This is a genomic window from Gluconobacter sp. R75690 (assembly GCF_015244525.1).
Classification (GTDB): Bacteria; Pseudomonadota; Alphaproteobacteria; order Acetobacterales; family Acetobacteraceae; genus Gluconobacter; species Gluconobacter potus.
On record NZ_JABCQB010000008.1, the window covers coordinates 66,954 to 92,659 of the forward strand.

Sequence of the window (25,706 nt, forward strand, 5' to 3'; positions counted from 1 at the left end):
AGGAAATTACTGGATGGCGCGCAGAAGGGCCTGCGTGACGTCCTGCGTGGTGGCCTTGCCGCCCAGATCGCGGGTGCGGAGGCCCTCGACCTGAAGGATCTGCTTCATCGCACCGTCCAGACGCTGGGACAGGTCCTGCCGTCCGACATGGGCGAGCATCATGCTGCCCGCCATCATCAGTGCCAGCGGATTGGCGACGCCCTGTCCGGCAATGTCCGGCGCGGAGCCATGGACGGCTTCGAAGATTCCCATTTTCTCGCCGATATTCGCGCCCGGTGCCATGCCCAGGCCGCCTACGAGACCCGCCGTCAGATCAGACAGGATATCGCCGAACAGATTGGTCGTGACGATGACATCGTAATTCTCCGGACGGATCACAAGCTCCATCGCGCAGGCGTCAACGATGCGCTCTTCCAGCGCTACCTGGCCTTCATATTCCGCAGCGACCTTGCGACCTTCATGCAGGAACAGGCCGCTCAGAATTTTGAGGATGTTCGCCTTGTGGACGAGCGTCACCTTCTTGCGGTTGTTCTTTACGGCATATTCGAAAGCGAAGCGGACGATCCGGTTGCATTCCGCGCGGGTATTGAACCCCGCACCATAGGCCACGGCTTCGGGATCCCCGTCCACGGCCATGTAATGCTCCATCGCGGCATACAGGCCTTCGATGTTCTCGCGGACCACGACCAGATCGACGTTTTCATAGCGCCCGCCAGGGACGATCGTCTGGGTCGGGCGGACATTGGCGTACAGGTCGAACGCCTGACGCAGCGTGACGTTGATGGAGCGGAAGCCCTTGCCCACAGGCGTGGTCAGCGGCCCTTTCAGCACGAGGCCGGTGCGGCGGATGCTGTCGAGCGTGGCCTCGGGCAGAGCCGTACCGTGCTGGTCGAATGCGCCTACGCCTGCGCTCTGGTGATCCCAGAGGAAGGGGGCGCCGAGGGCCTCCATGACGGTCGTGACCGACTGCATGATTTCCGGGCCAATTCCGTCACCGGCGATGAGTGTGGCGGGAATGGTCTTGGTCATGGCGCGTTCCTGTTCGGTCAAAGGGTGGGTCTGTGACGCGGCGGACCTTAAAGAAGTTTCATGTGCGAACCAATGTTTGCAGCAGGGTTTCATCATACTTTAAAGGTATGGAATGATTGAGCTCAGACATCTCCATGCCGTCATCGCCATTGCCGAAGAACGCAACCTGACCCGTGCCGCCGAGCGTCTCGGAATCCAGCAGCCTCCGCTGACCCGGCTGCTCAAGGGTATGGAACAGGAGTTGGGGGTTCAGCTCTTTGAACGTCATGCCCGCGGCATGCGCCTGACCTCGGCCGGGCGCAGCATGCTTAAAGGGGCGTATGATGTCATCGAGCGTATGGATGAGACGGTCGAGGATGTCCGCCGCATTGTGCGGGGTGAGGCCGGAGAACTGTCGATCGGGTTCACCAACTCCGCGCTGTGTCATCCCAGTCTGCCCGATCTGCTGGGGCAGTTCCGCGAAACCTGGCCGGATGTGGGGCTGACGCTGACGGAAGGCAATTCCAGCCAGCTTCTGGGGGCGCTGCGGGAAGATACCGTGGATGTTGCTTTCGTCCGGACGTCCATTCCCTATGTGTCGGATGTGGTGGTCGAACTGATCGTGGAAGAGCCGATGGTGTTGGCAGTGCCAAAGAGCCATCGTCTTGCAAAAGAGGCCCCGGCTGCGGGTCTGAAACTGGCTGAACTCGAGGACGAGGACTTCATCCTGTATCAGAGCCAGTACAATAACGGCCTGTACAAGACGATCGTGGATGCCTGTCTGGGCGCGGGCTTTACCCCGCGGATCCGCCAGAAAGGTCCGCAGCTTCTGGCAGCCTTGAACCTTGTGGCAGGAGGATTGGGCATTTCACTCGTGCCCCAGTCCATGCAGCAGCATCATGCGGGGCAGGTGGTCTATATCCCGCTCTCGTCCCGCACGGCTTTGACAGCGCCGCTTTATCTGGTGTTCCGCTCGGTCCGGATGACGGGGGCCAAGCTGTATTTCATCCATCAGGCCCGCCGTATCCGGCAGGCCTATGGCGCGGTCGCGGCGGAATGAGGGTTCAGGAGTCCAGAGGCGTTGAAACGGATGGGGGTGTCTGGCGGGAGTCACTGATCCAGCTCTTGGTCAGCGTATAGGCCACGGACAGGATCAGCGGGCCGATGAAGATCCCGACCAGTCCCAGTCCGCCGAGCCCGCCAATCACGCCGAGCATAATGAGAATGAGCGGGATATCGGCCTGCTTGCGGATCAGGAACGGGCGCAGGACGTTATCGATGATGATCGTGATGATGGTGACGACCAGCAGAAGCGCTGCCGGGGCAAGACCACGATCAAAATAGACCCAGATCACGGCAGGGATCAGGGTGACGCCCGGGCCGGCCTGAAGCAGGCAGACCATGAAGGTCACGGCGGTCAGGATACTGACCCAGGGCGCACCTGCGAGTTTCAGCCCGATGCCGGCCACAGCGGATTCAACGACTGCGGTGACGGTCACGCCAAAGGCGACCCCCCGGATCGTATAGGCGGCAAGCTGGAGCATTTCCTTGCCGCGATTGCCCGCCAGAATGGTGACGAGCGTGTCCGCAACCGCAATCGCTGATTCCGCGCGCATGAGGAGCACGCCGAGAATGACCAGCGTGAGGATGAACTGCAGGGCCAGAATGCTAAAACTGCCCGCATAGGCCAGAAATGTGTGGATGAGGGTTTCCGGGGCGGGAATGACCTGCCGGACCATTTCGGGGAACTGCATGCGCTGCATGCGGTCCCAGAATGGCGCGATATGCGGACCGACCAGAGGAAGCCGGCCCATCCATGGCGGCTCATCCGGGATGTGGAGCGTGGAAGACGAGGAGACCAGCGCGATGATATCGCCGAAATGGCTCGAAACCGTCGTGATGGCGAGCCAGAGCGGCAGGATGAACACCAGCATCGCAATCAGGATGGTGAGGGAAACGGCCACCCGGCGGCTGTTTCCGACGAAGGTCTGAAGCCGTCGCAGCATGGGCCAGGTTGTTACCGCGATCGTAACGGCCCAGATCGTGGCGGGAAGGAACGGCTTGAGGATCCAGATGGCGCTGATGACAATGCCGCTCGCCAGCAGGGCAACCAGAACGGACCGGGTATTGTCCTGAGAGCCGTTCTGGAAAAGGTCTGGCATTGAAGGCTTGGCTTTCCGTGGAAATAAAATCAGCAGTGCTGCGCTGGGAAAGATAGGCCGATCTGCCCGCAGGAGAAAGTAGGGGTATCTGAAATCTGCGAATGCTTAGCCTGGTGAGGCGGCTGACGGATCGGGCTTCCAGAGGCGGTATCCGTTGACGGCGAGCAGGACGAAGCCGGCATACAGGACTGCCGTCGGGTAAAGGCCGCGGCTGATGAACAGGGCGACATAGGCGCTGTCCACCACGATCCACAGGGACCAGGTTTCGCGATAGCGCATGGTATCCCAGCATTGGGCGAGGATGCTGTAGGCCGTGAGGGTAGCATCCGTGACGGGCATAGGATCGTTGGTGAAGCGCGCGAGGACGAAGGCCCAGACTGCGCTTCCTGCCGCGCCGCAGAGTAGTCCGTTCAGAAGAGTACGGCGTGTCGGGCGGCGGACGCGGATCCGGCCATCCGGTTTTTCCATCCGGCGCCAGTGCCGCCATCCGTAAATGACGTAGAGGCTGAAGGCGATCTGAAGTCCTGCATCGGCATAGAGCCGCGCTTTGAGGAACACCCAGCAGTAAAGCCCCGCTGCTGCCAGCGAGACGGGCCAGCAGATCATGCTGCGTCGTGACGTCAGCCAGACGGCGAGTGCGCTGAGGATGGCGCCCAGAATTTCGATCAGGGACATGAGGGGGCCTGAAGAGTCCGGGTCAGCCAGCGCAGGAACTGCTGCCCGGAGGGCGAGGCGAACCAGTGCGCGTGGCCCAGAAGATAGTCCGTATAGGCTGCTTTCACGCCCGCCCGGTCGTGGACCAGCGTCTCGTAATAGGCGACCTCGGACAGGGCATATTCGACGTGCACAAGCGGAAGGAAGAGGGGTACCAGACGGCGTTCTTCGCGGGAGAGCGCATATTGCGCCAGATAGCCCGACAGGAACGCTTCGAGCCGTTCATGAATGACAGGGCAGTCGTTCTGGGGTTCGAGCCATGCGATGGCGGTGCGTTCGATGGCGACCGCAAGATCATAGGCGGCGCAGGTCCGGTCCGACATGCCGAAATCGAGAATACCACAGACCTGTGCATCGGTGCCCGTCCCGCTCCAGAACAGGTTGGAGGGATGCCAGTCGCCATGGCCCCAGCGGGGCTGGATCGTGCCGAGATGGGGTTTCAGTCTTTCATGAAACGGCAGCAGGGCGGCGGGGATATCCTCACGCCAGGGATGACGGGTCAGGGCCTCTGTCAGCCCGGCCTGTTGCGGGATCCAGCGTTCCAGCCCGGTCATCAGGTTGGGGGATGTGATGACCTCGAACGTGGAGAGCAGGGGGCGTCGGGAAGGGCGGGCAGGGGCATCGAAATTTCTGGCCGCGTCGTGAAGCCGCCCCAGATGCAGGCCGCCCGAAAAGGCCTGTCTGACGTTATGGAAGGGCTCCCACGACTGCACGGTTTCGTACAGATCGTGGCCCGGCATAATGGAAAAGACCTCATAGGCTGACCCATTGAGATCAAGGGCCGCCTGGCCGGTTTTCGTACGCCATGTCTGGCCGACCGGAACGCCCTGTTCGGCCAGATGCGTGATGAAGCGGTGCTCTTCCCCAAGAGCTGTGGCATCGCGGAGGCAATGGTCATGACGTTTGACGAAAACCCGACTCCCATCTTCCAGCGAGACGACGCCCGTTGAGGAAAACGGTCGCCGTCCGTGCCAGACGACCTGTCGGGCTGGGGCGGGGAGCGGGAAATGGGACAGGACCTCGCAGGCTTCGGCATCGGACAGTGCTGGCCAGTCCCGTTTGTTTTCGGGACCGTTGATGCCGAACTGTCCGGAGGCCTCTGCCATGCTCAGAATCCCGTGGAGGCGGTGAACAGGGCCGCGAACCCGCCACCGATATAATAGCTCGGGGCACTGCCGGCGATGGTGGTGCCATAGACGCCGGTCGTGTCCTTCGCGTTCAGGGTGGGGCTCGCCACGCCGGAAAGATAGTGCTCGTTCGTGATGTTGATGAAGTTCATCCGCAGGGTCGGCTGATGCAGATGGACGTGATCCGAAAAGCGGTAGCCGATGGCGAGATCACCCGTCGTATGATCCGAGACGCGCTCGTCATTCATAAACGTAGCGTACTGGTGGCCGGTGTAATGCACGGTGGCGACGCCGAAGATGTGTCCGTCATCGTAGCTCAACCCGGCCGCGGCCTGAAGGGTGGGGCTGCGGACAGCGATTTTGCCACGGGTCCGCAGAAGGTCCCCGCCGGACATCAGGTCATTGTCGATGGTGGCGTGCAGGTATTCACCTGACACATACGGGCTGAAATGATGCCAGGGGCGCAGGCCGATTTCCACATCCACGCCACGTGACGTCTGGCCGCCGGCATTCATGGTCGTGCTGACGATGGAGCCGTTCTGCACGGCCTGCGTGGAGATCTGGCGGTTGGTGAAGTTGTAGTTGAACAGCGTCAGGCTGCCGATGATCCAGCGCCCCGTCCGGCGATATCCCAGTTCTTCGGAAATGGAATATTCGTTGCGGACATCCGTGGAACCGGTTCCGTACATTTCGCCCGAAGAGGGGTCATAGGTGTTGTAAAGCGCGGTCTGATCGGGTGCACGGAAATTGGTCGTGGCGTTGAAAAAGAGCTGGTTCTCGCCATCAATCCGCCAGCGCACGCCCAGACGGGGCAGCGGCTCCATGCTGTTGGACGCGACATGATACTGCGGGCCCGGCAGGCTGTTCGTTCCGTCACGGCTCATCATGACGGCCTTGAAGCCGAGATCAATGGCCAGATGGTCGTGCAGCAGGGACATGTGATCGCCGACGAACAGGGCATTGGTCTGGGAAATGGTGTGGAAACTGCCGCCCAGAAGCCGCTCGCCGTTTGACAGGCGGATCACGTCCTTGCCGTTTTCCGCCCAGATGTCCGGGGCATATCCATTGGTCTGGACGGCTGTGAACGGCTGCTGCTCGTTGTCATCGCCGTAATCGTACCAGTACCCCAGGACGAAATCGTTCCAGCCGGTCTTGTAATGCAGGGCGCTGGTAAAGCCGGAGCGGTAGCTGCGCTGGGTATAATCCGCGCGGACCACGCCGACGCCGTCCTGCGCGCCGGGCAGGTTCAGCGTGTCGGACAGGGCCTGCGTGCCCTGATAGAGACCGGACGTGGACATCGTGCTTCCACCCGGCCAGTTGCCATAGGCGAACTGGGCGTAAGGCGTGACGTCCAGGGACAGGCGGTCTGTCAGCGTCAGATGAACGGGCGCTCCGCCATAAAGCGTGCGCTCGCCGTCCCGCCACAGTCGCCAGTAATTCGCGCCGTTTTCGGGATTGCTGCTGTCATAGTGGGCCAGAAGGTTGTTCTGGCCTTTGATGCCGTCCGATTTCCAGCTTTCCATCGTCGGTTCGGGATACCAGCTTGTGATGGTCGCGTTGAAGGACCCCAGGAGACTGGCGCGGTTACCCTGCCCCCATTCCTTGAGGAACTTGAAATCGACGTGCTGTTTCTCGTCGCGTCCGGGGCCGCGCCAGTTGTCGGTTGCGCCATGGGAATAGGATACGAAGCCACGGATGCCGGTATGGGCGATGTCGCCGGTATCGAGACGGATGAATTCGCGGTTGGTGTTGTAGGAGCCATAAGACACGCTGGCATCGCCACCGGCCTTTTTGGCGGGGTCGCGGAATGTCAGGTTCATCAGGCCGCCGGCCGCGTTCAGGACCGGGCTATCGAGATCGGCCGATCCCTGAGCCAGGGCGATTTCCTGATAGTTTTCACTGTCCGCGAACTGGCTCGGCGTGCCGGAATAATAGGCCACGTCATTCAGCGGCATGCCTTCGAGCACATAGCCGATGGCGCTGTTATCGAGACCGCGGACGGTGATGTTCGTATTCGGGGAAAAGCCCATCGGATCGGACGAGGCGACATTGGCGCCGGGCAGCATGGAGGCAAGCTGGAAAGCCGTTGCCATCGGGGCCTGTTTGGAAATGAAATCCTGACTGACCGTACTGACGGATTTCACGCCGTCCTGCAGATGGATCAGTCCGCCCCCCGGCTGGTTGCCGGGAGCGCTGTCCGGAATCCGGTGCACGATGATGTGCTCGGCCCTGAGGGGCTTAACTGCATGCGTTTGGACGGCCTGCGTCTGGGATGCTGTCTGCTGGACCGGTGGCTTGGTCGTAGCCGGCGTATCGGCGGCACGCGCGACCGAAAAACAGACCGTTGTGCCGAGCAGGACGGGCAGAAGACTGCGATATCGCGGACGCAAGACGGGAGACGCAGGTGTTTCCCGGGTCGTGGGGCAGTATGGTCTGACAGACGCTGGGGCCGGAAGGGCCGGAGGTTGTCTGTGTGCCATGATGAGAGACTCCTCGCCTGCAAGCAATGAGATCTCAGCTCTGACAGGAAAGGTTCAAGCTGCTGGCTGCGTTGTGCATGGGCATACGTCGGGCAGACAGCGACCACCATCCCTCCGCCAGTATGAACTGGATCAGGTTCAATGGGTCACTGCGCCGCATGACTTTTAAGGGTCACACCAGCAGAATCTCAGCCCCATGTCGGAGCCCCCCACGGTGAAGCGTCACAAATCCTCTCTGGAAGAGAAATTGTCAACATGACGGAGCCGCCCGAAGCTGTGTGTCGCATATGGCCAGGGGTATGTTGCGAACAGCTTTGAGGAGAATGTTCATTTTTTATTAATAACGATGGTATAAATTTACAAACACTCATGCCCCTCCCTGAACATAGCGTGAGACCAGAGGTCAAAAAGGCTCTCATGCTGAACTGGATTGAAAAAACCGCCTATGTCCGCCAGAAAATCAAGGTGCTCTTTGCCGTTCTGATTCTGGTTTCTGTGCTTCAGTTCATGGTTGAACAGGTTTTTCAGCATCTGTTCGTGCATTACCGGCATGAACAGACCCTGTCGCAATGTGCGGGACTGCTGTTCCAGATTGCCCTGACGCTCCTGATCGCCAGATTTGCCATCCGTATCGTCGCGGTTCCCTTCGAGCAGATTACGGCGGCCACGGAAAAAGTGGCCGGGGGCGCGCTCAACATCACCATTCCGTGCCTTCATCATCAGGACTGCGCCGGGCGTCTGGCCCGGTCCCTTCAGTCCTTTCGGGAAAACAGCCAGAACCAGCTGAAGCTTCAGGAAGTTTCGGCCACCGAGGCGCGGGAGGCCGCGCGTATCCAGAAGGAGCTCTCCGGAAAGAGCGAAAGCATCCGTCGGCTGCAGAGCGAAACGATCGGGACGATCTGCGCCGGGATGGAAATCGTGAAGAAGGGGGACCTGACCTTCACGTTCCAGGAGCATTTTCAGGACCGGTTTGAAGAGTTCAGGCGGAATTTCAATACACTCATTCACATTTACCGCATGGCGATTGCCAGGATTTCCGATGCAACGTCCATGATTGCCAACGGGACGTCGGAAATCGCTTCGGCTTCCGCGGAACTGAGCGAGCGGACAGAACGGCAGGCCGTCAATCTTGCCCAGTCCGCTGCGTCCCTCAACAGCATCACGCAGACAGTCGGCAAAACCGCCCGCTCCGCGGTGCAGGCGCGTGAGACGTCTCTGGAAACACGGGCCCAGACGGTTGTGATTTCGGGGGTCATGCATTCGGCCAATACGGTCATGGGAGAGATCCGGGCTTCCTCGCGGCAGGTCGAGAGCATTCTGGGCCTGATCGAGGAGATCGCGTTTCAGACCAATCTCCTGTCGCTGAACGCGGGGATCGAGGCCGCGCGGGCGGGTGAGGCGGGCCCGGGATTTGACGTGGTCGCAAAGGAGATCAGGGCTCTGGCCCAGCGTTCAGCCAAGTCCGCCCAGGATATCCGCAACATCATCATCTCCTCGGGGCGTCAGGTGGAAGAAGGCGTTCATTTCGTCGGCGAGGCGGATCGGTCGATGAAGGTCATCAGCCAGCATGTGGACGGGATCACGTCGCTGCTTGAAGAGATTTCCCGGTCCACGACGGGTGAGGCTGAAAGTCTTGAGACGATCAACAAGGCCATCAATGAAATGGACCAGATGACCCAGCGGAATGCCGCCATGGTGGAAGAGGTCAACGTGGCGTGCCGGAACCTGAGCAACGAGGCGAAGGATCTTTTCGCCGAACTGTCCAGATTCCGTTTTGCTCCCGCGCAGCCGTCCGATGACTGGATGCATCCTGCAAACCGGAGTCTTGCTGCGGCAGAAGGCTGACGAAGACGGTCCTGTCCCGGCCGGGACGGTGGAACATTATCGCGACATGCCTCGACATCGGGCCTGATATTCCCGACACTGGCGGCATGCCGGCTCGTTCCTTGTGCTCTCCTGTCCTGAATGACGGATCCTGCCCATGATGGGGCACGCTTTCCGTTCTCTGGGGAGACGTAATTACCGCATCTGGGCCATGGGGGCCCTGGTCTCGAATATCGGGACCTGGATGCAGATGACGACGCAGGACTGGCTGGTTCTGACGGAACTGACCCGGCATGATGCGACCGCTGTCGGCATCGTCATGGCGCTTCAGCTGGCGCCACCGCTCCTGCTGATTTTCTGGACCGGGAAAATCGCCGACAGGGTGGAGAAGCATCGCTTTCTGCTGCTGACGCAGGCTGCACTTGGAACTCTGGCCATTGCGCTGGGAGTTCTGGTGGTGACGGGCCTGATCCGGTTGTGGGAAGTGGACCTGTTTGCGTTTCTGAGCGGCTGTGTGGCGGCGTTCGACAGCCCGGTGAGGCAGATTTTCGCGGGTGAACTGGTGGGCGAAGCGGATCTGGCCAACGCCGTTGCGCTCAATTCCGTCTCTTATAACGCGGGGCGCATGATCGGGCCGGCCGTGGCGGGGTTCTGTATCGCGGAACTCGGTTCGGGCTGGTCGTTCATTCTGAACGGGCTTTCGTTTTATGGCGTGCTGATGTCGCTCCTCTCCCTGCGGACACAGGAACTGCATCGTCTCGCACCCGTCAAACCGGAAAATGCGCATCAGGAAAAACAGGATCTGCTGACAGGCGTGCGCTACGTCTGGAAGCGCGATGACCTGCGGACCATCCTGTTCATGCTGTTTCTGCTCGGGGCGTTCGGGCTCAATTTCCCGATCTATATCTCAACCATGGCCGTCAGCGTCTTTCATGTTGGGGCGCATGGCTATGGGGTCCTGAATTCGGCCATGGCGGTCGGGACGATCACGGGGGCCCTCTTCGCGGCCAGCCGTAAGACCATGCAGTTTTCAGCTCTGCCGCAGGGGGCCGTCGTCTTCAGTCTGGCCTGTCTGCTGGGTGCGCTTTCGCCGGGATACTGGGCTTTTGCCGTCACGCTGGTCATGGCCGGCATGGCGTCGCTGACCTTCACGGCGGTAAGCAACAGCTACATGCAACTGGCGACGGATCCCGGCATGCGCGGGCGTGTGGTGTCGATCCGCTTTGCCGTCTTCGCCGGATCGTCTCCGCTGGGGGCACCGCTGGTGGGCATGGTTGCGAACTGTCTGGGTCCCCGCTGGGCTCTGGGGGTGGGATCGCTCTCCGGCATTCTGGCGGCCGGGGTGGCGCTGCTTTACCTGCACCGGTTGCAGGCTGGAAAAGAGACATGCTCCTGACGTCTCGGGGCATGATCGTCAGAAGGCTGCGTCGGGGACTGGTTGGCGTCGTGGTGCTGGCCGGTCTGTTGCTGCTCTGGATGGGGTGGGTCGCGTTCCGGGGTGTCTCGGCTGTGCCGGTCCGCTCGGAAATGGCGGTTATCCTTGGAACAGCCGTTACGCAGAAGGGGGAGCCGCGACCGGCGCTGCGGGAGCGGCTGGAAGAAGGGCTGCGGCTGTGGCGTGCCGGGTTTGTGCGGACGATCATGGTGAGTGGTGCGATCGAAAGCGGCAACCGTCAGGACGAAGCCCGGATCATGGCGGACTGGCTGATGGCCCGGGATGTTCCGGCTTCGGCAATCATTGTGGATTCGCACGGAAACAACACCTGGCTGACGGCCCTGCATGTCGCCCGGCTGCATCCCCAGGGCGCTGTCGTGGTCACGCAGTGGTTTCATGTCCTGCGGTCGGAATGGGCACTTCGCCGGGCTGGGGTGAAACCGGTCTCGGGGGGGGCGCCGTGCCGCTTCCGGATGGTGGAACTCTGGTACCTGTTCCGGGATTCCGTGGCGCTTCCGGTCTATGTGCTGACGAAAGCGCCCTAGGGCTGGCGGATCAGTAGGGGACGCCGATCTGCTCGATGGCCGTGGCAAGGGACGGGGCGAGCGGCATCATCGGGGCGAGCGTGGCCTGATAGGCGTGGTACAGGTCTCCCTTGCCTTTGTAGATCGTCTCGGTGGGTTCGCCCTCGGGGCTGACTTCGTTGAACCAGCTTCCAAAATCGCGGTCGATCAGGGTCGTGTCAATATAGTCCCAGATCATGCGGTACCAGTGCTCGTAATGGGGATTGCCGGTTCGCTTGTAGAGGTTGATGGCGGCCGTCAGGGCTTCGGCCTGCGCCCAGTGGATGCGGCTGCGGTTGTGCGGGCCGTGCTCCCAGTTGATGGTGTAGAGCATGCCCGGCCGGCCATCGGCGTTCCATCCGGTATTCATCCCGGTTTCGAACAGGGCCTGTGCGTCGTGCAGCATCCATTCCGGCGTTGCGAGGCCGTGACGCAGAAGAGCGGCTTCGAGCTTCAGGGTCAGATGGGCCCACTCCACGAAATGCCCGGGCGTCATGCCGTAGGGGCGCAGATCATCGTTGGGTTTGTCGCTGTGATAGTCCCGCATGAGCGTCCAGTTGCGGTTGAAATGCTCAGGCATCGCGAATCCTTCTGCCGCGGCCAGTTCATGCACGAAGCGCGTGACGATACGCCGGGCGCGATGGAGCCATTTCATGTCTCCCGTGACGTCCGCCAGCGCCATGAAGGCCTCGGTGGAATGCATGTTGCTGTTGGCGCCGCGATAGTCTTCCTCGTCTGACCAGTCCGGGGCGAAGCTCTCGCGCATGACGCCTTCCTCCTCGCTCCAGAAATAGGTTTCGATCTGATCGATCGCATCCCGGAGCAGGTCGCCCGCGCCCTCCGCCCCGATCAGGACGGCCGAGGATGCCGCGAGGGCCACGAAAGCGTGCAGGTAAGCCTGCTTGCGGTCATTGTCCTTGTCCGCGAAATGCTGCCAGCCGCCATGGGCATCATCACGGAAATTCGTGCGCAGGGCATGGATTCCATGGGCGACGAGGGGCGCGCTTCCGGGAAGGCCCTGAAGTTCGGCCACGGCATAGGCGTGAACGCAGCGCGCGGTCAGCGTGGCTTCGGGTTTCGCGTTTTCGGGGAGCGTGCCTTCCAGATCCAGCCCGGTAAAACCGCCGTCTATGCAGCCGCCCTTGCTGAAATCCAGAAGGCGGCGACCCTGCATTTCCAGCCATGCCCGGTGAGAGGGGCGGCGGATCCAGCTGTCGCGGCTGAGGAGGGTGGGTGAAAGGCGGTCGGTCATGAGGCACTCCGGACTGGTCGACAGATGTGGCTATCAGGACGTTTCAGGGACGCCGGGGTTCCGGAAGGGCGTGTGGACAGACATGAACCTCACGAAGATGCGCACGGATGCGGATGTGGCTTGCGTCGCGCGATGGGTTTGCCGATACAGGAGAGTATGACTGACCGGCCCTCGATCATCGTCGCTCCCAGCCTTCTGGCTGCTGACTTTTCCCGCCTCGGGGAAGAGATCGCCTCCATTGCGCGTGCGCCCTGGCTTCATCTTGATGTGATGGACGGGCATTTCGTGCCGAATATCTCGTTTGGCCCTCCGGTCATTGCGGCCCTGCGCAAGCATACGGATGCGAAATTCGACGTCCATCTGATGATCGATCCGGTGGACCCGTATCTGGAGGCCACTGCGAAAGCGGGCGCGGATCACATCACGGTGCATGTCGAGAACGCGCCCCATCTGCACCGTTCGCTTCAGACCATCCGCGCCCTGGGCTGTCGTCCCGGCGTTGCCATCTGTCCGGCGACGCCTGCCGTGGCGCTGTCGGAAGTCATGGATCTGGTGGACATCATCCTTGTGATGACGGTCAATCCGGGCTTCGGCGGCCAGAGCTTCCTCGACAGCCAGCTTTCCAAGATCAGGACGCTCGCGGAAATGATCCGGGAGAGCGGTCGGGACATCACCCTCGCCGTGGATGGGGGCATCGATCCCAGCACGGCACCGCGCGTGGTTGAGGCCGGTGCCACCATGCTCGTTGCCGGATCAGCCATTTTCGGAAAAGAGGACCGGGACGCCGCCATCAGGGCGCTTGAAGGACCGTTCGTGGAACAGATTACCGGATGACAGGCAGTCGCTGGCTTCGAGGTCTTCGTCTATCCCTTGCCCGTCTGCCCTTCGGGGGGCCTGCTTCCGAAGGCCCAGTGCATGCGTTCCGTGATCCCTGGAAAGGCGATCCGGATCAGGGTGCGCGCCTGATTGGTGGCCATTTCCGTTTCGACCGACAGGATTATCCGCTGCCGAACGGAAACTGGGAGCGTGGTCCTTGGCCGGAGCCGGTGCGCGAATGGCTTCACGGCTTCAGCTGGTTGCGGGATCTGCGGACCCTCGGGAGCGACAGGGCCCGTCTGACCGCGCGGGGACTAGTCAGTGACTGGCTGGCGCATCCGCCGACCGATCCGCTGGTTCGCGATGCGTGCGTCACGGGATCCCGCCTGGCGTCGTGGCTGTCCAATCATGAATTCTGCCTGGCCTCTGCCGATCCACGGCTTCAGCAGCGTCTGATGGAACGGATGCTGGTGGAGGGCCGGACCATCGCGGCCCTTCTGCCTCTGCCCCCGCAGGGTGCGCGTGGCCTGATGGCATTCCGGGGACTGCTGGCGGCAGCCATGGCGATGCCTGAGCAGACGGGGTTCATGTCCCGATTCCTGCGGTATCTGCCCGGGGAACTGGAGCGGCTGGTTCTGGCGGATGGCACAGTGGTGGAGCGCAGCCCGGAGGCGCAGTTCCTCGTTGCGCGGGAACTGGCGGAAATGTCCGTCATGTTCCGCACCGCCCATGCCAGTGTTCCGCCCTTTATCGACCGGGCGCTGGATAAGGTCTGTCCCGTTCTGCGGGCGATGCGGCACGGGGATGGCGGTCTTGCGGTCTTCAACGGGGCGAACGAGCGGCACAGTGCGGCTGTGGAAGACGTTCTGGCGCAGGGATCACGACAGAAGCTGATTGCACCTGCCATGCCGCAGGGAAAGTTCACGCGGCTGGTGCTCGGAAAATCGTTGCTTCTCGTGGATAGCGGTCCCCCCGCGCCAGCCGGTTTTGACAGCATGGCGCATGCCGGAACGCTGTCCTTCGAGTTCTCGCACCAGCGTCATCGTCTGTTCGTGAATTGTGGAAGTGCCGTGGTCGCGGCCTGGCGTGATGCCATGCGATGCAGTGCCGCTCATACGGTACTTGTAGCGGATGGTCTATCGTCCGCGGACTTCGGACCGGATGGGGGCATGACGCGCCGACCGGTTACCGTGTCCTGCGATCATCAGACGGACGGTTCCGCGCACTGGCTGGATCTGTCGCACGATGGCTACCACGCGCCGCTGGGCGCAAAATGGACCCGCCGCCTGTATTTCGGCTCCGATGGTGAGGATCTGCGCGGGCAGGAAATCATTGATGGGGAACGCAATATCGACTTTGCCATCCGCTTTCATATCCATCCGGATGTGAAGGTAACACAGGATGATGAGGACATCATTCTGCAGGTTGGCGGAACGATCTGGCGTTTCAGGCAGCGTGACGGCGTCGTGCGGCTGGAAAACGACGTTTATCTGGGGCGCGGAAAGCGCGAAGTCTGCCAGCAGATCATCATTACGCCGCGGGCCCTTCCTGACGTGGCTCCGCCGGAAGGAGAGGCCCCGCCGGCTGATGAAAAAACTGACGCCGAGAAGGCGGTTAAACGGACCCATCAGAGCGTGACCTGGCTGCTCGAACGCATCCCGGAATAGGCTGTTTCGTGTCCGGGATGCGATTGTGAAGATACTTGAAATCACCAACGTGGATTTTGCGCTCAGGCAGTTTCTGCTGCCGCTGATGAGGGAACTGCGTGATGCCGGGCATGACGTTCAGGGGGCCTGTGCCGAAGGCTCCCATCTGGAGCCTGTCCGGGCCGAGGGCTTTACGGTGCATGGCGTTCCGATGGCGCGCTCTTTCTCACCAGTGGCGCAGTATAAGGCATTTGTTGCTCTGGTGCGGCTGATCCGGCGGGAAAAGCCCGATCTGGTCCATGGGCACATGCCGATCAGCGGTATTCTGGCGCGATTTGCCGCGCGGCTCTGCGGGGTGCGTGTCGTGGCGTATACCTGCCACGGCTTCCTGTTCAATCAGCCGGGATCATGGCGGCGGCGGATGCTTTCCCTGATCCTGGAATGGGCGGCAGGGCGCATAACGGATCTGTATATGACGGTCTCCCGTGAAGAGGCGCGGGACGCACGCCGGCTGCATCTGAACCGTAACCCCATTGCCATCGGCAACGGTCGTGATCCCCGGCGCTACCATCCCGATCCGGAGACGCGTGCACGCTTGCGCAGGGAGCTCGGAGTGCCGGAAGACCGGCCGGTGGTCATCGTGGTGTCGCGCCTGGTACGGCACAAGGGTCATCCCGAACTGCTGCGTGCGATGGAAGACGTGCCGGAGGCGGAGCTCTGGGTGGTCGGAGAGCGTCTGCCTTCGGATCATGGCGCGGATCTGACGGCAGCCTTCGCGTGCGCGCGCGACCGTCTCGGTCCGCGTCTGCGGATGCTTGGATATCGGGAAGACGTGCCGGAGTTGCTGAAAGCAGCAGATGTGTTTGCGCTGCCCAGCCATTTCGAAGGGCTGCCCATGTCGGTCATCGAAGCGATGCTGACGGGATTGCCGGTCGTGGCGACGGATGTCCGGGGGCCGAGAGAGCAGGTGCTGGACGGCAAAACGGGATTTCTGGTTCCGCCGGGCCTGTCCAGGCCTCTCGCAAAGGCCCTGCGCACCCTGACGCAGGATACTGCGTTAAGGCAGAAGATGGGTGCGGCCGGACGGCAGGTTGCGCTTGAGGCGTATGACGAACGACATATCCTGAAGCATGTCGTGGCGCTTATGGAAAAAGCCTGTTCCTGAAACCCTGTCAGCCCTGGAAAAGCTTGAGGATCATTGAGGACTGGCCATCCATGATCGAAAGGGACTGCACGGCGAGCTGCTGTTTGGTCTGGGCGGAAAGAAGCAGAACGCTCTGTTTTGCCAGATCGGCATCGGTCAGTGCGGATATTCCGGTGGTGATGGCATCCTGCTGGGCGGCGGTGTTCTTCGTCAGCTGCGAAATGAGGTCGGTGCTGTTGCCAAGGTTGGCGTTGATGGACGTCATTTTCGAAATGGCCGCTGTTACGGCGCCGATCGCGACCTGATAACCGCTGACCTGCTGGCCTGTGATCGTACTTCCAGAAAAATTCCTGCTGTCTGCGGCCAGCAGAAAGCTGTTGGCTGGTACGGACTGGTAGACGGAAAGATAGGTATCCAGCGTACTGTCATAAGGGTGCTGGATGTTGCTGAAGACAGAAGGCGCTGCTGGCGTTGCCCAGACAGGCGTTCCGTCATCGGCGGTAACCGTGCCGGAAGGAAGGGAGCCCGCGATATTCGAACCGCTTGCAACGATGGAAAGCGTGCCGCTGTCGATGCTGCTGGAGGCCGTACTGATGCCCAGGGAGGTCAGCGTGTCGACGATCGGGGTGAACAGACTGTCCTGATACGTGGAAGGGGACGTCATGTCGGGTGTGACGTTCACGGCCACGATATTCTGCGTCTCTCCCTGCGGAAAGTTGGAAGACGACGAGACGGCATAGGTCAGATTGCCGGTTGTTCCGTCCTTTTCAAGGCTGACATACATGGGAACGCCTGTGGTGGTCGTGGAGATTGCGAAGACCGTACTCCCACCACTTGGGGAAATGATTTTTGAAGGTGCAGGAATGCCGGTGGCGGCATCCACGGTCATTGCCGGCGTGCTGTCGATCAGGGTCTGGAGACTGCCGGCTATTGTCTGCGAACTGGAGAGCTTTCTGTCGCTGGTCGTCTGGTTCAGGACGAGCTGGTAGCCATCCTTTCCGGCAGCGGTTCCATTCGTATTGAAATCCATCCGGGTGGCAATGGGATCGGCGAGACTGGCCTGGGCAGAGCTCAGGCTGACCTGCTGCCCGTAGGTGGAAACGAAGCTTTCCGTTGAAGGTGTGGTCTTGATGTTCCCGCTGCTGTCGTAAGCCAGGGTGCCATCGTCATTTCTCTGGGCGACGGAGACGGTTTTGGTATCACTCGACACGGCAACGATGTGGCCGGATAGAGGCGTCGTGTTGATGGCGTTGGTCAGAGCGGAGACACTGGGGCTGGAGGACAGGGACGGCGCGTAGATGTTCCCGCCGCTGATGGTCAGTGCGCCATCGGTGCTGCTGCGGTCGACATGGAAACCCTGGCCGGAAATGGCTGTCATGAATGTGTTGGAAATGGCCTCGTCATCCATTTTCCCCGACCCGGCGGATGTTATGGTGACGGGGGTGATCACGCTCTGTGCGGTGGGATTGCCCAACGCATCGAATGCAGACACTCACGGTATAGACCGGATTGCCGTTGCTGCCCTGCGAGACCTGAATGGCTTCGCCGGAATTCAGCGTATAGAATTTCACACCGTTCGGATCAGTGTACTGGGACGTGATAACGGTGTTGGTGCCGGATGTCAGGTCGCCGGTGCTCGGATCCCACTGAAGATCCGCTCCCCCTCCTATGGCGGTATTGATCGTGGCCAGCGTGGATGTTCCCGGATTATTGGCTCCGGTATCGCTTTCCTCGGCGACGAACTGGTACTGGACTGCCGGATCCTGGGCCGTTCCGGTGCCGGTGGCCTGGGCGATATTGTGCAGGGTCAGGGTGGTGGTTTTGGGGCCGGCAATGACCAGGGATTCCGGGTCGAACGGAATGGTGACACCGGCCTGATCGACGTTGAGGCCTGAAAGGCCGAGCCCTGCGGAGGTGGCATTGTTGCCGGCAATCTTGAGCGTCCCGCCATATACGTCCAGCGACGTAGACGCGGTATTGTAATTGACGCCGCTGACGAGGGCGCCCGCCAGAAGATTGACGCCGTTGAATGTGGCGGATGAGGCCATGGAGTCGATCTGGGTCAGTGTCTGGGAAATCTGGGTATTGATGGTGCTGGTGTCGATGCCGGTATTCTGTCCTTCGCTGATATTGGCGGCGAGGGAGGTCAGGGCATTGTTGATGAGCGTGCCCTGGGCACTGGCCGTCTGGACGACCTGTCCGAGAACATTCAGGCCCTGTGAAATGCCGGTCAGGGCAGAGGACTGGGCCTGCATGGTGTTGGCAATGGAATAGATCGCCGGATTGTCCGAGGCGGTGGAGACGCTCTTTCCGGTTGAGACTGCTGTTTCGGCCTTGTTCAGCGCAGTGGTGGCCTGGGACAGGGCCTGGAGCCCGGAGAGAACGGCGGCATTATTCACACTCAGCACGGATCTGTACTTCTCAGAAAACGCAGGATGTTACGAGGATGTCAGCCTCGATATAATTTTCCGTTAATGGCAGGAGTGTCTGTCTTTCAGGGGCGAAAAATTTTTCCGGACATTCTGTATCGAAGGGGTTGGGTATTGGGGATGGAATTGCAGGAGCGGAGCATTTTAATGGAGGCATGAATTAATACTTAAGGATGTGAAATACATTTATTCATTGTAATTTGCAAAGCATCCATAATTCACTATTCTGTTTTGGTGTTATTATCAGGACTAAAATACTCTGGTTATGATGACTTCGATTCTCCCGTAAACTTGTCTTTTGTTTCTGCGCTATTTTCATGAGACTGTCGTCGCACGAGATGATTGAAGACAAAGGTATTCCCCATGAAGGTCGGTCTGTTCGTTCCATGTTATGTGGACATGTTTCACCCCGAGACAGGAATTGCGACTCTGGAACTGCTGGAGCGCTTTGGGCTGTCTGTTGAATATCCCGTTGACCAGACATGCTGTGGCCAGCCCATGACCAATACGGGCTGCGAGCGTGAAGCGGCCAAGACGGAAGAACTGTTCGTCCGTAATTTTGAAAAATACGATTATATTGTCACGCCGTCCGGAAGCTGCACCAATCAGGTCCGAAACAACATGACGGCCATCGAGCAGAGCGACGCCGTCAAACACGTTCGCAGCCGGACCTACGAACTGGTCGAGTTCCTGCATGATGTCCTGAAAGTCGATGCCTTTCCCTGGGCCGAGTTTCCGCATCGTGTTGCGCTTCACAACAACTGCAACACGCTGCGGAACCTGCGGATCGCCAGCATGACCGAGCGCCGTGAGGAGCCGTTTTCCAAGCCAAAAGCGCTCCTGAAGATGGTCAAGGGGATCGAATTCGCCGATCTGACGCGGCCTGATGAATGCTGCGGCTTTGGCGGGACGTTCTCCGTGTTCGAGGAAGGTGTCTCGGCCAAGATGGGTCAGGACAAGGTCACGGACCAGCTGAAATCCGGGGCGGAATATGTCACGTCCTCCGACAGCTCCTGCATGATGCATCAGGAAGGCTGTGCCCGGCGGATGGGCGCCAATCTCAAATACATCCATATCGCCCAGATCCTGAATGGAGCACGCACATGACCGCCGAATTGCATGAAGAACTGACCGATCCGCATGCCGATCAGCTGGATCACGGCGCGGCATCCTCCCGGCCGCTGAAATCGCGGATTTCGGAACCCCAGCCCCGTGGTGCGAAGATCCACGGGAACCGGCCGGTCGATCAGTCCGAGGCGGCAAACCGCTTCATGGCGGCGACCGAACACGAGGCCATGCATGACGCGCGTCTGTGGGACCTGCGCCAGAAGCGTGACAAGGAAATGCATGGGATCGAGGAATGGGAAGAGCTCAGAAACCTAGCCTCGGGCATCAAGGAGCACACGCTTTCCAAACTCGATTACTATCTTGAGCTGTTCGAGAAAAATGCGACGGCTAACGGGATCAAGGTCCACTGGGCCAAGGACGGGCCCGAGCATAACGCCATCGTTCTGGAGATCCTGCGCAGCAAGGGCGTCGAGCGGCTGATCAAGAGCAAGTCCATGCTGACGGAGGAATGTGGCTTCCGGGAATTCATGGCCGAGAACAATGTCGAGGTCATCGAAACGGATCTTGGCGAGCGTATCCAGCAGCTGGATGATGAAGCCCCCAGCCATGTTGTCGTGCCCGCCGTGCACAAGCTGCGGACCGATGTCGCGAGTGTTTTTGCCAAAACAATCGGTTCCGATCCTGACAATGCGGATGCCCATTACCTGACGGAATGTCAGCGCGAAGCCACGCGCCCGCTGATCCTGTCGGCGCAGGCCGGTATGACGGGCGGCAATTTCGTGGTTGCAGAGACGGGGACCTTCGTTGTCTGCACCAATGAAGGCAATGCCGATCTTTCCGCCAACACGCCGCCGTTGCATATCGCGTCCATCGGGATCGAAAAGCTGATCCCCGGACTGGATGATCTGGCCGTGTTTGTGCGCCTGCTGTCGCGCAGTGCGCTGGGATCGCCAATCACGCAGTATACGTCCCATTTCCGCGGCCCCCGCAAAGGGAGCGAGATGCATGTCGTGCTCGTGGACAACGGCCGTTCCGCCCGGCTTGGCATGGAGAAGTTCTGGCCGGGGCTGAAATGCATCCGCTGTGGCGCGTGTATGAATACCTGCCCGGTTTTCCGGCGCAGTGGTGGCCTGAGCTACGGGGCGACCTATGCCGGGCCGATCGGGCTGATCATCGATCCGACCTTCAACGTCCATAAATACCGCAACCTGCCGTATTCCTCGACGATGAACGGCAGCTGCACCAATGTCTGTCCGGTGAAGATCAACATTCACGAACAGATCGCCGACTGGCGCAAGACGCTGGCGGGCGAGGGGGAAATCTCCCCGGTCAAGAAGGTCATGATGAAGGCGGCCGGCGAGGTTCTGGCATCGCCGGTGGTCTATCGGGCAAGCCTGCCTCTGGGCCGCAGCGCGCTGCGGCATCTTCCGCATTTCATGCTCTACAACAAGCTCAATACCTGGGGCCGCAAGCGCGACATTCCCGAGACGCCCAAACAGACGTTCAATGAATGGTATCGCAAGAACCGGAAGCAGCAGGACGAAGGGAAAAAGTCATGAGCGGTTCACGCGAAGCCATTCTGGACACAATCCGGAAAAACCACGTCCAGGGCGACCGTCCCCGACCGACTGTGCCGCTGTTCGATCAGGCTGCACCAGCCGACCTGAAGGCACTGTTCCAGAAGTCGCTTGAGCGCATGGGCGGCAAAATGCTGACCCCCGATGCGGCCGATCCGATGGCGCCCGTGCATCAGGCTATCGTCAAGCCGGGACCTGTCCTGTCCTGCGTGCCGGAATTTCAGGGCGATATGCAGATCACGCCCCAGACGAAGCCGACGGATATCGCACCGGTCGAATATGCCGTTTTGCGGGCGGCATTTGGCGTGGCGGAGACGGGATCGTTGTGCTTCACGGAAAAACAGCTTCTCGTGAACACGACGGGCTTTCTGCCGCAGCATCTGGTAGTCCTGCTGGACCCGACGCAGATCGTGTATAACCTGCACAATGCTTACCAACGCCCGGAATGGATGCAGGCACATTATGCCGTGTTCCAGAGCGGTCCGTCAGCGACGGCGGATATTGAGGGCGTACTCGTGCATGGTGCACAGGGTGTGCGCTCGCTGAGTGTGCTGTTTCATCCAGCGTCCTGATCCGGAGGGGGCATAAACCCTGCACCCCGAAAGAGGAGCAGAAAATTAGCGGGAATCCATACTTTTTATTGGATTCCCGCTTGGGGCTGTCTGTTGTTAAGCCAGCCATGAATATACGGATAAGTGCAGCGTTCAGATTGGAAGAAATCTGGAAAACGAATTTAAAATTGATGGATTTACTTTGGAAAATATTCAGGAGCGTCAGATACGGGCCGTATTCGACCAGAAAACAATCTGTGTCTATCAGGCCTATAGCGATGAAATAGCGGATGCTGCCCTGTCAAACGGTACGTTTCGACCGCCTACATTCAAAATGGAACGTATGACCTGGATTAAACCATCATTCCTGTGGATGATGTATCGAGCGGGATGGGGCTATAAGGATGCGGGGCAACGCCGAATTCTTGCCGTGGATATTACGCGCACAGGCTTTGAGTGGGCTCTCACGAATAGCTGCAACACCCATCGGGATCATTCCATAAGTCCCGAAGAATGGAACAGGCTTAAACTTAAATCGCCTGTGCGAGTTCAATGGGATCCAGAACGGAATTTGCAGCTTGAACCTTTGCCCTATCGTTCTCTTCAAATTGGATTAAGTAAAGATGCTGTCAGTCTCTATACTGGTGAATGGATACAGAAAATCACAGATGTGACAGACCTTGCTCATGACATTCATGCCTGCGTTTTATCTGGCGATCTGGAAAATGCGCGCAAAAAACTTCCAAAGGAATCAGTTTACGGGTTCTCTGTCTGAGTGGGATGCAGAATCACAATGTGACGTGCCATTTACGCTGTAGGTCGTAAAATCGGTCAAGTAATCGTCCCTGAAGTTTATGAACCTGAGGCAACATAGCGGCGGAGGAACGGGGCGGTGATGCTGTGTTCCGAGGCCGCGACGGCCTCCGGTGTTCCTGAGGCCACGATCCGGCCGCCCTTGCGTCCTGCACCGGGGCCGAGGTCGATGATCCAGTCACTGGCCGCTGCCACGCGCATGTCATGCTCGGCCAGCACGACGGTGTTGCCCTGATCGACCAGAGCCTGAAGCTGGAGCATCAGCCGGTCCACATCGGCCGGATGCAGGCCGGTTGTGGGTTCGTCCAGAACATAGAGCACATGTCCGCTGCGCTGCTTCTGAAGCTCGGTCGCGAGTTTGATGCGCTGCGCTTCGCCGCCTGACAGTTCGGTGGCGGGCTGTCCGAGACGGAGATAGCCCAGTCCCCCGCGGCACAGGGTATCGAAGCCGCGCGCCAGAGCCGGCACATCCGCAAAGACGTCACAGGCATCGTCAATGCTCAGGCCCAGCACGTCCGCAATACTGTGCCCGTTCCACAGGACTTCCAGTACTTCGGGTTTGTAGCGGCTGCCGTGGCAGACGGGGCAGGGTGTCTGCACGGTTGGCAGGAACAGAAGCTCCACATCGACTGTTCCCACGCCCTCACAGCGCGGGCACCGTCCCTTGGCGACATTGAAAGAGAACCAGCCGGCATCGAAATGGCGTTTCTTCGCGTCCGGCGTTTCAGCAAACAGGCGGCGGATCGTGTCGAACAGGCCGGTATAGGTTGCGGGATTGGAGCGCGGGGTCCGCCCGATCGGCTTCTGGTCGATCATGACCATGCGTTTGATCGGGCCGGTTCCACCCGAAACGTTCCCCTTGGGCTCGCGGGGCGGGGTATCATCCGTGCTGTCGTCGTCGGGGTCGATGTCCACTTTCTGGCCCAGAGTGCGGGCCATGATGGAGACGAGGGCCTGCCCGACGAGACTGGACTTTCCGGACCCTGAGACCCCCGTTACCGAGACCAGTACGCCGAGCGGGAGTGTCAGGGCCAGATGGTCCAGATTGTTCCAGCAGATATCGGTCAGTTCCAGCGTACCGGTTGGCTTGCGGACCGGTGTGGTGCGAGGCTGGACTGTACCGAACAGATAGGGGCGGGTGCGGGAGTCTTTCACGTCCCGCAGGCCGTCGGGCAGGCCACTATAGAGGACGCGGCCGCCCCGTTCCCCGGCATCCGGGCCGACATCCACCAGCCATTCCGCACGGCGGATTACGTCCGGATTATGCTCGACGACGATCAGCGAATTGCCCGCGTCGCGCAGTCCGTCCAGTGCCCGCAGAAGGGCCTGCGTGTCGGCAGGATGCAGGCCGGAACTGGGTTCATCCAGCACATAGACCACGCCGAACAGGTTCGAGCGGATCTGGGTGCCGAGCCGCAGGCGCTGGTATTCGCCGGGCGAGAGTGTCTGCACGCCCCGGTCGAGCTGGAGATAGCCCAGCCCCAGATCCAGCAGCACGTCGATGCGCTCGATCATGGCTTCGACCATGCCGCGCGCGGCTACGGCCGTGGCGTCCTTTCCGTTCGCAAGGGTTTTGGCGGATGTGCGGAGCGAGGCGGCGATGTCTTCGAGCGTGCGGTTTGAAAAGTCGGCGATATTCAGCCCGTCGAATGTCACGCGCAGGGCATCGGGGTTCAGGCGTTGTCCATGACACACGGGGCAGGGTGCGGAGACCATGAAGGATGCCGCACGTTTGCGCATCTTCTCGCTCTGCGACTGCGTGAAGGTGTGCAGGACGTAGCGGCGTGCGCCACTGAACGTGCCGTTGTAATCAGCCGGGATGCCGCGTTTGATGGCCTCCACGACCTGAGCGTGGGTGCGTCCCGGATAGACGGGTTCGGTCGGGGTTTCCTCGGTGAAGAGGATCCAGTCCCGCGTCTTTTTCGGCAGGTCTCGCCAGGGGCAGTCCACATCCACGCCCCGGGTGATGAGAATGTCGCGGAAGTTCTGTCCCTGCCATGCTGTGGGCCAGGCTGCGACGGCGCGGTCGCGGATGCTCAGGCTGTCATCGGGGACGAGCGTCTTTTCCGTGACGTCATAGATACGCCCCAGCCCGTGACATTTCGGGCAGGCGCCCATGGGCGTGTTGGGGGAAAAGGACTCCGCCTCCAGCCGTGAGAGGCCGGGGGGATAGGTGCCGGCGCGGGAATAGAGCATCCGCAACAGGTTCGAGAGTGTCGTCAGGCTGCCGACGCTGGATCGGCTGCTGCTTCCGCCGCGCTGCTGCTGGAGGGCGACGGCCGGTGGAAGTCCGTCGATGGAGGCCACGACCGGAACCGGCATCTGGTCGAACAGGCGTCTGGCATAGGGGGAGACGGAGTCCAGATAGCGCCGCTGCGCCTCGGCATAGATTGTCCCGAAGGCCAGCGAGGATTTGCCGGACCCGGATACGCCTGTGACGACGACGAGCTTGTCGCGCGGCAGGTCCACATCCACGTTTTCCAGATTGTGTTCCCGCGCCCCTCTGACGCGGATCATCTCATGGGGCGAGGGCGTCTGGGACATGGGGCACTCCTGATGATGTCCGCAGGAGTGTAGACCCGTCAGACATCATAGTACACAAACCACGCTTCAGAAGCCGCGGCTGAGGCGTGCTTCCTGAAAAGCGGCGTTGATGATCTGCGTTTCGCGCATCGCCAGTTCGCGGATTTTTTCTCCCATCGCGCCGACCTTGTCCGGATGGTACTGCCGGATCAGATCGCGATAGGCGCGCTTGATGTCGTCGGGCGATGCAAATTCGCTGACGCCGAGGACTTCGAACCACGTCCGGTCCGCAGGGGGCTCATCGACCGGGTCTTCCGCTGTTTTCTGATCGGTGTTTCCTGCATCCTTTTTCCCCGGGATCATCTGCATCACGATGCCCAGAATGACCAAGGCTCCAAGCGCAAGGATGATGAACTTCGCGAAAGCAAAGATGAGCCCGAACACAAGTCCCAGATGCGTCAGGACCCAGTAGACAAGAAACGCTGCTCCGATGAGCGCGAGAAGCTGCATGAAAAGTCTTCCGCCAGTAGTTGCAGGCTATCCTATCATGGCCGGGTGGACTTCAGGGAGCGAC

At 60.4% G+C, this 25,706-nt stretch carries 21 protein-coding genes and 1 riboswitch; of the genes, 11 read left to right on the forward strand and 10 right to left on the reverse strand.

The features are described from left to right. Positions 1 to 6: 6 nt before the first annotated feature. Positions 7 to 1,029 carry an isocitrate/isopropylmalate dehydrogenase family protein gene (locus HKD27_RS10760; protein WP_194689546.1) on the reverse strand — a complete coding sequence of 341 codons (1,023 nt, stop codon included), beginning with the start codon at positions 1,027 to 1,029 and terminating at the stop codon, positions 7 to 9. A gap of 112 nt (positions 1,030 to 1,141) precedes the next feature. Between HKD27_RS10760 and HKD27_RS10765 the strand changes: the two genes are divergently transcribed. Beyond that, positions 1,142 to 2,068: a LysR family transcriptional regulator gene (locus HKD27_RS10765; RefSeq protein ID WP_194265404.1), complete on the forward strand. Its 927-nt coding sequence runs from the start codon at positions 1,142 to 1,144 to the stop codon at positions 2,066 to 2,068. A 4-nt stretch (positions 2,069 to 2,072) separates the two neighbouring features. Here the strand turns inward: HKD27_RS10765 and HKD27_RS10770 are convergent, their stop codons facing one another. The 4 genes from HKD27_RS10770 to HKD27_RS10785 form a co-directional block, all read right to left on the reverse strand. Next, positions 2,073 to 3,170, reverse strand: coding sequence for an AI-2E family transporter (locus HKD27_RS10770; RefSeq protein WP_194689545.1), 1,098 nt, complete (start codon positions 3,168 to 3,170; stop codon positions 2,073 to 2,075). 105 nt (positions 3,171 to 3,275) lie between these two features. Beyond that, entirely contained in the window at positions 3,276 to 3,845 is a 570-nt protein-coding gene (gene pnuC / locus HKD27_RS10775) for a nicotinamide riboside transporter PnuC (RefSeq protein ID WP_194689544.1), read from the reverse strand. Continuing rightward, positions 3,836 to 4,990, reverse strand: coding sequence for a phosphotransferase enzyme family protein (locus HKD27_RS10780; protein ID WP_194689543.1), 1,155 nt, complete (start codon positions 4,988 to 4,990; stop codon positions 3,836 to 3,838). Before HKD27_RS10780 ends, pnuC begins: the two co-directional genes overlap by 10 nt. 2 nt (positions 4,991 to 4,992) lie before the next feature. Further along, positions 4,993 to 7,491, reverse strand: a complete 2,499-nt coding sequence (locus HKD27_RS10785) for a TonB-dependent receptor (protein ID WP_228518473.1) — start codon at positions 7,489 to 7,491, stop codon at positions 4,993 to 4,995. 92 nt (positions 7,492 to 7,583) lie between these two features. Beyond that, a riboswitch (TPP riboswitch) is annotated at positions 7,584 to 7,713 on the reverse strand. 195 nt (positions 7,714 to 7,908) lie between these two features. On the opposite strand from HKD27_RS10785, the gene HKD27_RS10790 reads away from it, so the two are divergent. The 3 genes from HKD27_RS10790 (at position 7,909) to HKD27_RS10800 (ending at position 11,295) form a co-directional block, all read left to right on the forward strand. After that, positions 7,909 to 9,336, forward strand: a complete 1,428-nt coding sequence (locus tag HKD27_RS10790; protein ID WP_228518472.1) for a methyl-accepting chemotaxis protein — start codon at positions 7,909 to 7,911, stop codon at positions 9,334 to 9,336. A gap of 136 nt (positions 9,337 to 9,472) precedes the next feature. After that, a complete protein-coding gene (locus HKD27_RS10795; RefSeq protein WP_062495454.1) occupies positions 9,473 to 10,711 on the forward strand; it encodes an MFS transporter in 1,239 nt (412 codons plus the stop codon). Beyond that, positions 10,702 to 11,295 (forward strand): YdcF family protein, encoded by a 594-nt coding sequence (locus HKD27_RS10800; protein WP_194689542.1) that lies wholly within the window; start codon positions 10,702 to 10,704, stop codon positions 11,293 to 11,295. Before HKD27_RS10795 ends, HKD27_RS10800 begins: the two co-directional genes overlap by 10 nt. A gap of 10 nt (positions 11,296 to 11,305) precedes the next feature. Here HKD27_RS10800 and HKD27_RS10805 read toward each other — a convergent pair whose 3' ends face one another. Further along, a complete protein-coding gene (locus HKD27_RS10805) occupies positions 11,306 to 12,565 on the reverse strand; it encodes an AGE family epimerase/isomerase (RefSeq protein WP_194689541.1) in 1,260 nt (419 codons plus the stop codon). Positions 12,566 to 12,721: 156 nt separating this feature from the next. Between HKD27_RS10805 and rpe the strand changes: the two genes are divergently transcribed. The 3 genes from rpe to HKD27_RS10820 are packed head-to-tail and all read left to right on the forward strand — an operon-like array spanning position 12,722 to position 16,192. Then, positions 12,722 to 13,399, forward strand: coding sequence for a ribulose-phosphate 3-epimerase (rpe, locus tag HKD27_RS10810; protein ID WP_194689540.1), 678 nt, complete (start codon positions 12,722 to 12,724; stop codon positions 13,397 to 13,399). Next, positions 13,396 to 15,048: a heparinase II/III family protein gene (locus tag HKD27_RS10815; RefSeq protein ID WP_194689539.1), complete on the forward strand. Its 1,653-nt coding sequence runs from the start codon at positions 13,396 to 13,398 to the stop codon at positions 15,046 to 15,048. The genes rpe and HKD27_RS10815 overlap by 4 nt, the downstream gene beginning before the upstream one ends. 25 nt (positions 15,049 to 15,073) lie before the next feature. Beyond that, on the forward strand, positions 15,074 to 16,192 hold the full coding sequence (locus HKD27_RS10820) for a glycosyltransferase family 4 protein (protein WP_194689538.1): 1,119 nt from the start codon (positions 15,074 to 15,076) through the stop codon (positions 16,190 to 16,192). A gap of 7 nt (positions 16,193 to 16,199) precedes the next feature. On the opposite strand, the gene HKD27_RS16765 is transcribed toward HKD27_RS10820, so the two are convergent. Together HKD27_RS16765 and HKD27_RS10830 are read right to left on the reverse strand one after the other, a co-directional pair. Continuing rightward, on the reverse strand, positions 16,200 to 17,663 hold the full coding sequence (locus HKD27_RS16765; RefSeq protein ID WP_194689537.1) for a flagellin: 1,464 nt from the start codon (positions 17,661 to 17,663) through the stop codon (positions 16,200 to 16,202). Beyond that, positions 17,572 to 18,579, reverse strand: coding sequence for a flagellin (locus HKD27_RS10830; RefSeq protein WP_062495446.1), 1,008 nt, complete (start codon positions 18,577 to 18,579; stop codon positions 17,572 to 17,574). The genes HKD27_RS16765 and HKD27_RS10830 overlap by 92 nt, the downstream gene beginning before the upstream one ends. A gap of 384 nt (positions 18,580 to 18,963) precedes the next feature. Here HKD27_RS10830 and HKD27_RS10835 point away from each other — a divergent pair, with 384 nt between their 5' ends. The 4 genes from HKD27_RS10835 (at position 18,964) to HKD27_RS10850 (ending at position 22,571) form a co-directional block, all read left to right on the forward strand. After that, the gene (locus HKD27_RS10835; RefSeq protein ID WP_062495551.1) at positions 18,964 to 19,707 is read left to right on the forward strand and encodes a (Fe-S)-binding protein; all 744 of its coding nucleotides are present in this window, start codon (positions 18,964 to 18,966) and stop codon (positions 19,705 to 19,707) included. Beyond that, the gene (locus HKD27_RS10840) at positions 19,704 to 21,227 is read left to right on the forward strand and encodes a lactate utilization protein B (RefSeq protein ID WP_194689536.1); all 1,524 of its coding nucleotides are present in this window, start codon (positions 19,704 to 19,706) and stop codon (positions 21,225 to 21,227) included. The genes HKD27_RS10835 and HKD27_RS10840 overlap by 4 nt, the downstream gene beginning before the upstream one ends. Next, complete coding sequence (locus HKD27_RS10845) at positions 21,224 to 21,817, forward strand: LUD domain-containing protein (protein WP_194689535.1); 594 nt, start codon at positions 21,224 to 21,226, stop codon at positions 21,815 to 21,817. Before HKD27_RS10840 ends, HKD27_RS10845 begins: the two co-directional genes overlap by 4 nt. 181 nt (positions 21,818 to 21,998) lie before the next feature. After that, entirely contained in the window at positions 21,999 to 22,571 is a 573-nt protein-coding gene (locus HKD27_RS10850) for a DUF4291 domain-containing protein (RefSeq protein ID WP_194689534.1), read from the forward strand. 77 nt (positions 22,572 to 22,648) lie between these two features. On the opposite strand, the gene HKD27_RS10855 is transcribed toward HKD27_RS10850, so the two are convergent. Next, a complete protein-coding gene (locus HKD27_RS10855) occupies positions 22,649 to 25,153 on the reverse strand; it encodes an excinuclease ABC subunit UvrA (RefSeq protein ID WP_194689533.1) in 2,505 nt (834 codons plus the stop codon). Between the two features lie 66 nt (positions 25,154 to 25,219). Next, on the reverse strand, positions 25,220 to 25,642 hold the full coding sequence (locus tag HKD27_RS16710; RefSeq protein ID WP_304602344.1) for a DnaJ family molecular chaperone: 423 nt from the start codon (positions 25,640 to 25,642) through the stop codon (positions 25,220 to 25,222). Positions 25,643 to 25,706: the final 64 nt, after the last annotated feature.

Excerpts from the sequence above, each read along its gene's own strand:
- HKD27_RS10765 (WP_194265404.1), top strand. The coding sequence starts at position 1,142 with ATGATTGAGCTCAGACATCTCCATGCCGTCATCGCCATTGCCGAAGAA.
- HKD27_RS10840 (WP_194689536.1), top strand. The coding sequence starts at position 19,704 with ATGACCGCCGAATTGCATGAAGAACTGACCGATCCGCATGCCGATCAG.
- HKD27_RS10805 (WP_194689541.1), bottom strand. The coding sequence starts at position 12,565 with ATGACCGACCGCCTTTCACCCACCCTCCTCAGCCGCGACAGCTGGATC.
- HKD27_RS10790 (WP_228518472.1), top strand. The coding sequence starts at position 7,909 with ATGCTGAACTGGATTGAAAAAACCGCCTATGTCCGCCAGAAAATCAAG.
- HKD27_RS10845 (WP_194689535.1), top strand. The coding sequence starts at position 21,224 with ATGAGCGGTTCACGCGAAGCCATTCTGGACACAATCCGGAAAAACCAC.
- HKD27_RS10780 (WP_194689543.1), bottom strand. The coding sequence starts at position 4,990 with ATGGCAGAGGCCTCCGGACAGTTCGGCATCAACGGTCCCGAAAACAAA.
- HKD27_RS16710 (WP_304602344.1), bottom strand. The coding sequence starts at position 25,642 with ATGCAGCTTCTCGCGCTCATCGGAGCAGCGTTTCTTGTCTACTGGGTC.
- HKD27_RS10785 (WP_228518473.1), bottom strand. The coding sequence starts at position 7,491 with ATGGCACACAGACAACCTCCGGCCCTTCCGGCCCCAGCGTCTGTCAGA.
- HKD27_RS10760 (WP_194689546.1), bottom strand. The coding sequence starts at position 1,029 with ATGACCAAGACCATTCCCGCCACACTCATCGCCGGTGACGGAATTGGC.
- HKD27_RS10835 (WP_062495551.1), top strand. The coding sequence starts at position 18,964 with ATGAAGGTCGGTCTGTTCGTTCCATGTTATGTGGACATGTTTCACCCC.
- HKD27_RS10855 (WP_194689533.1), bottom strand. The coding sequence starts at position 25,153 with ATGTCCCAGACGCCCTCGCCCCATGAGATGATCCGCGTCAGAGGGGCG.
- HKD27_RS10815 (WP_194689539.1), top strand. The coding sequence starts at position 13,396 with ATGACAGGCAGTCGCTGGCTTCGAGGTCTTCGTCTATCCCTTGCCCGT.
- HKD27_RS10770 (WP_194689545.1), bottom strand. The coding sequence starts at position 3,170 with ATGCCAGACCTTTTCCAGAACGGCTCTCAGGACAATACCCGGTCCGTT.
- HKD27_RS10800 (WP_194689542.1), top strand. The coding sequence starts at position 10,702 with ATGCTCCTGACGTCTCGGGGCATGATCGTCAGAAGGCTGCGTCGGGGA.
- HKD27_RS10795 (WP_062495454.1), top strand. The coding sequence starts at position 9,473 with ATGATGGGGCACGCTTTCCGTTCTCTGGGGAGACGTAATTACCGCATC.
- pnuC (WP_194689544.1), bottom strand. The coding sequence starts at position 3,845 with ATGTCCCTGATCGAAATTCTGGGCGCCATCCTCAGCGCACTCGCCGTC.
- rpe (WP_194689540.1), top strand. The coding sequence starts at position 12,722 with ATGACTGACCGGCCCTCGATCATCGTCGCTCCCAGCCTTCTGGCTGCT.